Below are 4,376 nucleotides of genomic sequence, written 5' to 3' on the forward strand. Positions count from 1 at the left end.
AGCCCGCCGTGCCCCCCGCGTCTGTCCCTACAGACGCGGGGGTTCCATCGCGGAAGCCAAGGCATGCACGGAACATGCTGCCGAACAAAGCCAGGTCAAACGAACAAGTGACCTGCTCGCCAGCACGCGATGGCGTAGCCAGCCCAGCCACCTGCGACTTGCGGCAGGCGGCAGGCGGCAGGCCGCACCACGCCCGCTCCGCTACGCCCCACCCCGCCGATACATGAGGTCCGTGCGAAGCACGTACTTGACGCCCTCGGTGACCGCCGCGCCTTCGTGAAACAGGTGGTGATTGAACAGCAGCGCGGTGCCCATGCTCGGCGTCACGGAGTGCCCGAGCATGAGGAAGTTCGTCGCGCCCCCATGCGGGCAGTCATTCAAATACACCATGAACGTAAGCAGGCTGCGTTCATCGCGGTGGCGTACGAACGCGCCATCGAAGTGTGGCGCGAAGTACTGGCCCGCCTCGTAGCGATAGCAGCGGAGTCGCTCGTTCGCGCCGCACGCCACCCACTCGCGCTCGAGCCGGAGCGGCACGTGGGGCACGATGCGCTCGAACAGACTGGCCGCCATCGCGGCGTCGTCGAACATCACCCGGGTGTTGTTGCGGATATCCGGGCGCATCACGAAGCCCGCCGCCGTGGTGATGGGCGCCGCGGTCGGCCCGGCCTCTTCAATCCGCGCAATCAGCTCACGGCACTCCTCACCGCTGAGCAGGTTGTCGACGGTGATGACGAGCGGATTGCTCGTCCCGAGCGCCCCATCGGGATTCGGAAGGAGGGCCATCATCTAGAGCTTCAGCCTCTTGAACACCGGCTCCGGGATGCTCCGGATGACGAACATGATGAGCGCCCAGAAGCCGGGCACGTAGACCTCGTTCTTCCGCGCATCGGCGGCGCGCAGCAGCCCCTTGGCCACCTGCTCCGGCGTGGCGAAGAGCTTGTTCTTCGGCACGTGCGCCGTCATCGGTGTGTCCACGAAGCCGGGCTTCACCGTCACCACCGCCACGCCGGACTTCGCCAGCCGGTTGCGCAGGCCCTGGAGGAACACGGTCAGCGCGCCCTTGGACGCGCCGTACACGTAGTTGCTCTGCCGGCCCCGGTCTCCCGCCACCGAGGAGATCACCACCAACGTACCGGCCTTCTGCGCCTCGAAGCGGTTCGCCAGCTCCGTCAGCAGCGACGCGGCGCTCAGGAAGTTCGTGCGCAGCACCACCTCCGCGGCCGCCCAGGAGCGCTGGCTCGCGTCCTGGTCGCCCAGCACGCCATGCGCCAGCACGGCCCCGTCCAGGCCGCCCAGGGCCTGCCACGCCCGCTCCACGAGGCTCGCGTGCGCCTCGCAGTCGTTCAGGTCCAGCGCCCGGAACTCCACCTTGGGCGCGCCGCGCGTGGCCGCGTCACGGGCCACCGCCTCCAGGTTCTCCGCGTTGCGGCCCACCAGGTACAGCGAGGCCCCGCGCGCGGCGAGCAGCCGCACCGTGGCCTGGGCGATGGCGCTCGTGGCGCCGAGGATGATGACTTTCTTCATGGGGACAAGGGGCCTGTCAGCGAAGGGCGAGCAGTGACACCGGAGGGACCGCGCTGTCTCCGCGCCCCTCCAGCGAAGGCAGGGGCAGCGACACCGGATTCACCCGGCGCCAGAAGGAGGACGAGAAGGCCGGGTCGATGTACGCCGCGAACCGGTCGCGCTGGGGGAAGTACGCCGCGAAGCTCTCCGGGCTCATGCGCGCGTCCTTGGCCGGATACACCGCGCCCCCCGCCTCGCGCGTCACGCGGTCCAGCGCCTCCACCAGTCGCCACGTCTTCTCACCACGATTGGCGAAGTCCAGGGCCAGCGTGTAGCCGGGGCGCGGGAAGGACATCCACCCGGGTGACGGCAGGTCGCCGAACGTCTTGAGCACGGACAGGAAGCTGGGCAGACCGCCCCGAGCACTGCGCTCCAGCAGCTCCTTCAGCGCGTCACGCGCGGTGGCGTGGGGCACCACGCACTGGAACTGGAGGAAGCCCCGGCGGCCATAGATGCGGTTCCACCCGTACACGCTGTCGAGCGGGTAGAAGAACGGATCGTAGTGCACCAACTGCCGCGACGGCCGGCCCCGCTGCCGGTGGTAGTACAAGAAGTTGAAGGCAGACACCGACAGCCGGTTGAGACAGAAGCCCGGCAGGTCCATGGGCACCGCGAGCCCGGTGCCGTGCGACAGGTGACTCTTCGCGAGCGGCAGCCGCTCGAACTGCGACGGCGCGAAGTTGCCCCGGTAGAACAGGCCCCGGCCCAGCTTCCTGCCCCGCGCCAGACAGTCCACCCACGACATGGTGAAGTCGTGGTCGGCCTCGGACTCCGCGGACACGCGGAGGAACCCGTCCAGGTTGTCGAAGGGCACCGTCTCCTGCACCACGAAGGGGTTGCGGATGGGTGCCATCTGCACCTCCGCCCAGGTGATGAGCCCCGTGAGCCCCAGGCCGCCAATCGTCGCCCCGAACCAGTCGGGGTTCTCGTCGGGCGCGCACATCCGCCGGCTGCCGTCCGAGCGCAGCAATTCAAAGCGCCGCACATGCCGGCCGAACGTGCCAGCGCGGTGGTGGTTCTTGCCGTGCACGTCATTGGCGATGGCGCCGCCCACCGTCACGAACTTCGTCCCCGGCGTCACCGGCAGGAACCAGCCGCGAGGCACGCACAGCCGCAGGAGCGTATCCAGCGACACGCCCGCCTCGCAGCGAACCACGCCGGTCGCCGCATCGAAGTCGATCAGCCGATCCAACCCAGGCGTGAGCAGCAGCGTGCCCCCGCCGTTGAGGCAGGAGTCGCCATAGCTGCGGCCCATTCCATGCGGCAGCACCGGCCCGTCGACCTTTGGCAGCGTGTCCGAGCGCCAGACGAGCGACCGCGTCTGCTGCTCGACGCGTGGGAAGCGCCCCCAGGAATCCGCCGGACTCATCGCCAGACTCCGTTCACGTCGCCACCCACAGCACCAGCGCCGCGACGAGCCCGACGACGTAGCTGACACGGTCCTTGAGCGCGAAGACGAGCGGATCCTCGTTCACGAGCCCGCGGTGCGCCAACACCCAGATGCGGCCCACCCAGTACAGCATCACCGGGCACAGCAACCACAGCCGCTCCGGATGGCCATACAGCGCGGTGACCTCCTTGCTGGTGATGTACAGGGCGAGCACGAGCACGGACACCTGCCCTGCCGCCACGCCCAGGCTCGCGAGCTGCTCGTAGTCCTGCGCCAGATAGCCGCGCCCGTGGGCGGACGTCTCGTTGGACTGCCGCAGCCGCCGCACCTCGCTCACGCGCTTGAGGAGGGCCAGGGACAGGAAGAGGAAGGTGCTGAACATCAACAGCCAGCTCGACGTGGGCACGCCCACCGCCAGCGCGCCGCCGAAGATGCGCACGGTGTACAGGCCCGCGAGCACCAGCACGTCCAGCATCACCACCTGCTTGAGCCGCAGCGAGTACGCGAGCGTGAGCACGAAGTACACGCCCAGGAGCGCCGAGAACGACAGCGGCAGCGTCCCCAAGGCCACCACCGCCGCGAGCCCCAGGAGCACCGGCGCCAGCACCACGCCCGCGCGCACCGACAGCTCGCCCGACGCGAAGGGGCGCCGCGACTTGGTCGGGTGACGCCGGTCCGACGCGAGGTCCAGCAGGTCGTTGAGCACGTACACGCTGGAGGCGCAGAGGCTGAAGGCCACGAAGGCGAGCACCGCGCGCGGGGCCATGCCGCCCTGGGTCGCCTTGTGCGCGGCCAGCAGCGGCACGAAGACGAGCGCGTTCTTCGCCCACTGGTGCACCCGAAGCGCCCGCACCCAGCCGCGCCAGGAGGCCTTGGGGGCCTCGAACACGCGGTGCATGGGCCGGCCCAGCCCCTGGGCCTGACGCAGCACCCCGGCCCGGGCATGCACCACCACGACCTCCCGACACTCGCGCCACAGCACCAGGTCCACCGTGTCGTTGCCCGCGTAGTCGAAGGTGCCCAGCACCTCCCGCAGCCGCGCGAGCTTCCGCGCGCCGGACAGGTTCACGCCGGCCTCGCTCGCGAGCACGTCGCTGAAGAGGCCCAGGTGCGCGGCCACCGCGTCCGCGATGCGCCGGTCCGCCGCCGTGGCCAGGACGAGCCGCCGCCCGCGCGCATGCTCCTCGCGCAGGAACGTGAGCACCTCCGCGTTGTAGGGCAGCGAGGTGACGTCCAGCGGCGCGTGGCGGGCGACCTCCGCCTTGAAGAAGGCCTTGCCCCGGAGCATCCACAGCGGCGCCAACAGCAGCCACCACGGCGCGTGCTTGAGGAGCACGAGCAGGTTCTCGTGCAGGGTGTCCGTGCGCACCAGCGTGCCGTCCAGGTCGACCGCGAGCGGGACGGCGGGGGCGGCATCGGG

General features: G+C 70.0%; 4 protein-coding genes. All 4 read right to left on the reverse strand.

Translation table 11 applies throughout. The annotated features are described in order from the left end of the window. Nucleotides 1-201: 201 nt before the first annotated feature. On the reverse strand, nucleotides 202-789 hold the full coding sequence (locus tag D7V97_RS13320; protein ID WP_120611002.1) for a 2OG-Fe(II) oxygenase: 588 nt from the start codon (nucleotides 787-789) through the stop codon (nucleotides 202-204). Further along, nucleotides 790-1,527, reverse strand: a complete 738-nt coding sequence (locus tag D7V97_RS13325) for an SDR family oxidoreductase (RefSeq protein ID WP_120611003.1) — start codon at nucleotides 1,525-1,527, stop codon at nucleotides 790-792. A gap of 16 nt (nucleotides 1,528-1,543) precedes the next feature. Next, nucleotides 1,544-2,935, reverse strand: a complete 1,392-nt coding sequence (locus D7V97_RS13330; RefSeq protein WP_120611004.1) for an FAD-binding oxidoreductase — start codon at nucleotides 2,933-2,935, stop codon at nucleotides 1,544-1,546. A 13-nt stretch (nucleotides 2,936-2,948) separates the two neighbouring features. Beyond that, the coding region (locus D7V97_RS13335; protein WP_199728793.1) for a UbiA family prenyltransferase at nucleotides 2,949-4,376 on the reverse strand (1,428 nt) is incomplete at its 5' end.

The sequence above is a fragment of the Corallococcus sp. CA053C genome (assembly GCF_003611675.1).
In the GTDB taxonomy this organism is placed as follows: Bacteria; Myxococcota; Myxococcia; order Myxococcales; family Myxococcaceae; genus Corallococcus.